The sequence below is a fragment of the Bacillus sp. B1-WWTP-T-0.5-Post-4 genome, from assembly GCF_009183795.1.
Classification (GTDB): Bacteria; Bacillota; Bacilli; order Bacillales; family Bacillaceae_G; genus Bacillus_A; species Bacillus_A cereus.
Genome location: NZ_WEIJ01000028.1, coordinates 1 through 5,571, shown reverse-complemented (window position 1 = coordinate 5,571; position 5,571 = coordinate 1). Strand labels below are relative to the sequence as shown.

Below are 5,571 nucleotides of genomic sequence, written 5' to 3'. Positions count from 1 at the left end.
TGATGCGGGGTGGTTGCCCGTGGGCTTGGGGGGATTCGAAAATTTTTGATTTGGGTTTGCTTGTTGGTGAATGCCGTATTCATTTAGATGCATAACGAATACAACAGAATGACATTTTGTTACTTTCAAACTTCTCTTTTAAACGTTGATTTAAAAGCATTCAAAAGACTTTCGCAATCAATTTAATTCGATAAACTTTTTATGCACGAAACAAAACGTTGCTTTAATCACATTCTTCTTTTGCGTTTGATTTCAAATGAATGAATAAAAGAATGAATAAAGTTTTTGTATTCTCTTTTAATCATTTAAGTTTCAAACATTCTTTATCTTCAATTCTTTTCAACTAACAAAACAAAACACAAATGAAGAAGATAACATATAACTACTCACTGCCCCCACTCTCTCACACGCATTAGATAGTTACAGTGTGGTGTAGTGTGGTGGTATCAACCCCATATAGCATTGCGTGTAGTCTATTAAGTATAAGGCGTCTAGGACTCTGATAGATAGTTAATAAGAATACTAAAACAATATTATTATAAGAGCACACAGAAGGCTATGTATGACTACCCTATCACCCCATTGTACAGCGGGCTATGTGTATCAGGGTATTGTATATAGGTAGTTACCTATTGGTAATATAGTGCGGGCTATTGGTCAAATGATATGGCGGTTTGGTACGCATAAATATAGCCACTATATAGCCCCCTGTTTTATATAGTAATGCCCCCGTAGGCTAACTACAATATATCCTCTCTAATTATTTAATAATCCCTTGCGGGAAACCCCTCCTTTTATAAACTATCACACGCCCATATCTAGAATTCCTTTAAGAAGGATGCGGTCTGATTTTATGCTTTTTTAACCAAATTTGAAAAAAAGATGTAATTTGTTGTTGACTTGAGCAAACTAAACTGATAAGATAGAGATATCAAAGGGAGGTGAGAACATGAACTGGTTAATCATTGCAGCAGTTATAGCAAGCCTTAATCAATTATCAGGATTGATTAAAAACATCTTAGATATGTATTTCAAAGTTAGAGAAGAAATACAAAAGAGTCGCAACCGCCAAGACGACTCAGAGTAAGAGAAAGGAGAGGGAAACCTCTCCTATTTTTTTTTATAATTTATAACGCATTTATAGTGGGCAACCTCTTATGAAATACTGCGTTCTTGTTTTGTAACTTTTAACAACATTTGAAAAAAGATGAAATTTATAGTTGACTTAGTTAAACTAAACTGATAAGATAGAGATATCAAAGGGGGTGAGAACATGAACTGGCTAATCATTGCAGCAGTTATAGCAAGCCTTAATCAATTATCAGGATTGATTAAAAACATCTTAGATATGTATTTCAAGGTTAGAGAAGAAGTACAAAAGAATCGCAACCGCCAAGACGATTCGGAGTAAGAGAAAGGGGGGGGAACCTCTCCTATTTTTTTTATAATTTATAACGCATTTATAATAAGTAATCTCTTACAAAATATTGCGTTCTCGTTTCATAATTTTTACTAACATTAAAAAAGATGAAATTTGTAGTTGACTCGTGTCAATAAAAGTGATAAGATATAGATATCAAAGGGAGGTGATAATATGAATTGGTTAATCATCGCAGCAGTTATTACAAGTCTTCATCAACTATCGGGATTAATTAAAAATATCTCAGATATGTACTTCAAGATTAAAGAAGAAATGCAGAAGAATCGCAACCGCCAAGACGATTCAGAGTAAGCACAAGGGAGAGGGAAACCTCTCCTATTCTTTTTTTATAGATTATAAGATTTCATATAAGATTTATCTAGAATATAATAACGCATATTTTTATTGATAACTTCAAGATATCACAAAACGCAACCCCCCGAGTTTTGAAAGGCGTCCCCGCCCGACCTCTCTTGCTACTGAAACGAAACATTATGCGTAATAAGTCGCCATCATATCGAAGCCTGTACGCATCGTATGCGGGTTTATACAAAGTTTCAATACTACTTAACCTATCGAAACCTTATCGCCTTTATATCGCAGTGCTAGGCGTCTTATATAGCGAATTACAAGCGCCTTGAGTTCGTATATACGTAAATATGCGTAAACACTTTCGTCGCACATTAAATCGTAACCATTACGATTACATCAACGTTTCTTGTCCGCCAAAAAGATAAACGATAAGTTTACATCGTGTATAATCGTTCGTAAATATAGCCTATTTAATATCCAATTATTAGGTGATTCATACGCACTATATAGCCCGATACATTGCGATGTACTACCGCATAATCTACAATAAATACCGTAAAATCTATCGTTAAATTTCACCATTTAGTATGCGACATTTGTTGCGTGCATAATCGCCATACACCCGCTATGCAGTCGCAGAACTCTCGTATACATCATAATTACCTCACTAGACTTCGTACTACTATATCCACGAGTAACTATTTCGAATTAACGACATTGGATATATATCATAAATTGTTACCGTTATATCGTGTGTGCGTCGTATATACACGCCTATTTAGTGTGAGACTATATTGATTTTTATAATGATTTATGTTATAATATAAGAACTAGGAGAGGTTTTCCTCCCCTTGTGGTTACTCTGAGTTGATATCTTGGCGGGTGCGACTCTTTTGTACTTCTTCTTTAACTTTGAAGTACACATCTGAGGTGTTTTTAATTAACCCTGATAGTTGATTAAGAGCACTGAGCACGGCTACAATGGTTAGCCAAATAAAGGTATCACTTTCATGTGGTATCTTTATTTTTTTCACATATAGTTGACTTTAGTCAATTAAAAGAACAAAAATAAAAGCGCTAAGAAGTTCACTCCTAACGCTCCCAAAATTTATACCACTTTTTATCACGACTAGCCGCAGCCGTTTCTAATAAAACTCGTTTTTCTTCTTGCATATCTCGTATAGCTTCCATCAATTGATAGTCTCGTTTCTCTAGCTTTTCGTCAATATAACGTTGTTGTTCGTCTAATTTTTTCGCCATACTCTTTAATAATTCATTCTGTTGCTGAATCATTTCTTTAAGCTCGTTATATCGCTCGTCATGTTGCGTGTCTTCCGTTATAACATTCGTATCAACCCTCGACACGTCTTTATCCTTAACCCACGTCATTATTGCGTTACAAGCCTGTTTTAACGTCATATCGGGGTGTGATTTAATCTCGATTAACTTTCTTAACGTTATAACATCGTTATCCATAAAACCGCGGTGTCCGTGCTCGTTCTTGTGAAAATGATACCCTTGTTCCTCGAGCATGATACAGTACTTACGCAAAGTAGACTCTTGGATTTTTAACATCGTCGCTACGTCTTTGCTTATATATATGGATTGAGAGCTATCTGTTTTATCTGACATAACGCATCACCTCGTACAATATTTTCGTTATAACGCTATTATATCCTTTTTAACGCAGATTTTTATCGTTTTTAAAAATATCGACACTTTTATATCCTTTCGAATTGGTTAAAAGAACAAAAATAAAAACGCTAGGTTGGTTAGTCCTAACGCTTTTTTCGTTCATTTTGTTTTATCTCGTCATAATGCGGTGGTGGTGTCGTCGTTTCCGCTCATTTCGGTCAGGTTGGTTAGTCCTGACGTCGCTTTCGAACGCACCGCATGTATTTCGTACCCTATCGTCCTATATATGTAGTGCTCGCTTTGTGGTGATTGCTTTATAGTAATCGCTATAGTGTAATAAAATCTACATTTTTTTTTATTTTAATCCATTCTACAAACGCAATATCGATTTCACCTTCGTTATAACAGTCGCTATACTCCGTAAATAGTGAGCGTATTTCTTCGCTCGTCCATTCGGCTTTTATCGTGATTACTGTTACGATGTCTTCCCGCCTACTGTTACCATATAAATCAATCGTAGTAGTGGAAAATTCACGATTTAGCGATTCTTTAATACGCAGGCTTTCTAGTTCGTATGGTGTTTCATGTAGTATAGCGGTCATTTCGTTAAACTCCTTTCGTTTAGTGTGATAATACCTAAAAGTTTAAACATGCAGCTACAAATTCTATAATTATAGCGAAGTTTTTATGGCGCCTTAATGTACGCCATATTCCCCATAAATAATATAACATATACGACAAATTTACGCTAAGTGTTTTTATGGTCTCCATTCAATGAAATTATCAAAATCATAGACAAACGCTTTTATATCAACATTTTAAAAAACAAAAAATCTTATAAAACATTCAAAATAACATTTTAATACGTCATTTTTCCGTTAATTATAGGCTTGTCTTAATAACTTAGTAACATATACCGCCCTATCTCATTACCTGACGTAATCTGGAAAGCCTAATTAACGCACAAATAAAAAAGACACCTGTTATTGGGCGTCTTTCGTTATAAAACGTAATTTCACAAATGGATTGCTATAGAAACTACTGTATTAATTTCAATTCGGGATTCGCTTTAACTAGCTCGTGAAGGCTTTTCGGCTTTAATGGTACATATAGATTGCGTTGCCCCGCACCACTCCCTAGGATTCGAATTAGTCCGACTTTTTCTAATACGGCTAAGTGACGCTGTAATGTACGTGTATCCTTTCCATATAATTTCGCTAATTCGTCCTGTGAAGGATATGCGCAGTTGTTTTCACGTTCATAAGATCGCAGTATACACAAGTATAATAGCGTCATTTCAGGTTTATACCCCTTTATACGAGTGTATGAAAATAAATTGTATGGCATATCTAACGTTACCTCTTGTTCCATATCCCCTTGTTTTATTCTAATTATTGGCTCATATACTTCTTCTTTCTTATGAATTTCCTGTAACTGTTCAGTTAATTTTGTATCTCTATTTTGTATTTTCATCAATTTATCCTCCTACTAATACGCAAATAATAACACATACTAGCATGGGTGGAAAATTCCTGTAAAACCCTATTTGCCCCTACTCCCTTATTATTCTCTGTTATTCCTCCTACTAATACCAACTCTTTCTATCATTCTATTATCATTTTTACTATATAGTTTCTACAAATCTATGCTTATCACTTATTCTAGCTTTTCCGTTTCCTTCCGTCTTTCCACTATTTCAGTTAGTGGTAATCATTCTCTTCGTCCTCTATCCTCTGAAAATGGTATAAATCTTTTAAAAGGTCTTGACCTTTTGTCGTTTCGGTTTTTATCATGTGGGAACGATTAAGGAAACGGCTGACAGGCAGACTTATCCCCTACTTTGAAAGACTACAAAAAAAGTAATCAATCAAAATAGATGGATAAGCGTCTTGTTTTCGCCATGCGGTCACTTATAAGGTATCCGTATGCATAGACCCTATTCACTCAGCGGTTTTCACCGCATACGCCCTTTTTCTCGGCTTGTCCCCGTAATATCGTCCCTACGTGACAGGCTGAGCGTATTCCCTAGCACCGTAATGCTAACGATAACCCCCCGAACCTTTTAGACTACACGCCTAGGCAAGTTCTCGCCTACCCGCAACGCATGAATAGGAATACGTTACGGGGCGCTATCCTTGTAGAAGCATACTCTGTACTTCCCGCACGACCGATAGCAAGCCACGCCGTAACACGTTCCCGCTAAA

Annotated in this window: 7 protein-coding genes; 3 read left to right on the top strand and 4 right to left on the bottom strand. The window is 35.9% G+C overall.

Features of this window, described 5'->3' with window-relative positions:
• The first annotated feature begins 949 nt into the window (after window positions 1–949).
• The 3 genes from GBN91_RS29125 (at window position 950) to GBN91_RS29115 (ending at window position 1,732) form a co-directional block, all read left to right on the top strand.
• The gene (locus GBN91_RS29125) at window positions 950–1,087 is read left to right on the top strand and encodes a hypothetical protein (protein WP_193222145.1); all 138 of its coding nucleotides are present in this window, start codon (window positions 950–952) and stop codon (window positions 1,085–1,087) included.
• Window positions 1,088–1,273: 186 nt separating this feature from the next.
• Entirely contained in the window at window positions 1,274–1,411 is a 138-nt protein-coding gene (locus GBN91_RS29120) for a hypothetical protein (RefSeq protein ID WP_193222144.1), read from the top strand.
• Window positions 1,412–1,594: 183 nt separating this feature from the next.
• Complete coding sequence (locus tag GBN91_RS29115; RefSeq protein ID WP_193222143.1) at window positions 1,595–1,732, top strand: hypothetical protein; 138 nt, start codon at window positions 1,595–1,597, stop codon at window positions 1,730–1,732.
• A gap of 396 nt (window positions 1,733–2,128) precedes the next feature.
• Here GBN91_RS29115 and GBN91_RS29390 read toward each other — a convergent pair whose 3' ends face one another.
• From GBN91_RS29390 to GBN91_RS28410, 4 genes are all read right to left on the bottom strand, one after another.
• A complete protein-coding gene (locus GBN91_RS29390; RefSeq protein ID WP_226800224.1) occupies window positions 2,129–2,314 on the bottom strand; it encodes a hypothetical protein in 186 nt (61 codons plus the stop codon).
• A 510-nt stretch (window positions 2,315–2,824) separates the two neighbouring features.
• Complete coding sequence (locus GBN91_RS28420) at window positions 2,825–3,364, bottom strand: DUF3967 domain-containing protein (protein WP_152122896.1); 540 nt, start codon at window positions 3,362–3,364, stop codon at window positions 2,825–2,827.
• A gap of 329 nt (window positions 3,365–3,693) precedes the next feature.
• Window positions 3,694–3,969, bottom strand: a complete 276-nt coding sequence (locus GBN91_RS28415) for a hypothetical protein (RefSeq protein ID WP_152122894.1) — start codon at window positions 3,967–3,969, stop codon at window positions 3,694–3,696.
• 436 nt (window positions 3,970–4,405) lie between these two features.
• On the bottom strand, window positions 4,406–4,840 hold the full coding sequence (locus GBN91_RS28410) for a helix-turn-helix domain-containing protein (protein WP_152122893.1): 435 nt from the start codon (window positions 4,838–4,840) through the stop codon (window positions 4,406–4,408).
• Between the last annotated feature and the right edge of the window lie 731 nt (window positions 4,841–5,571).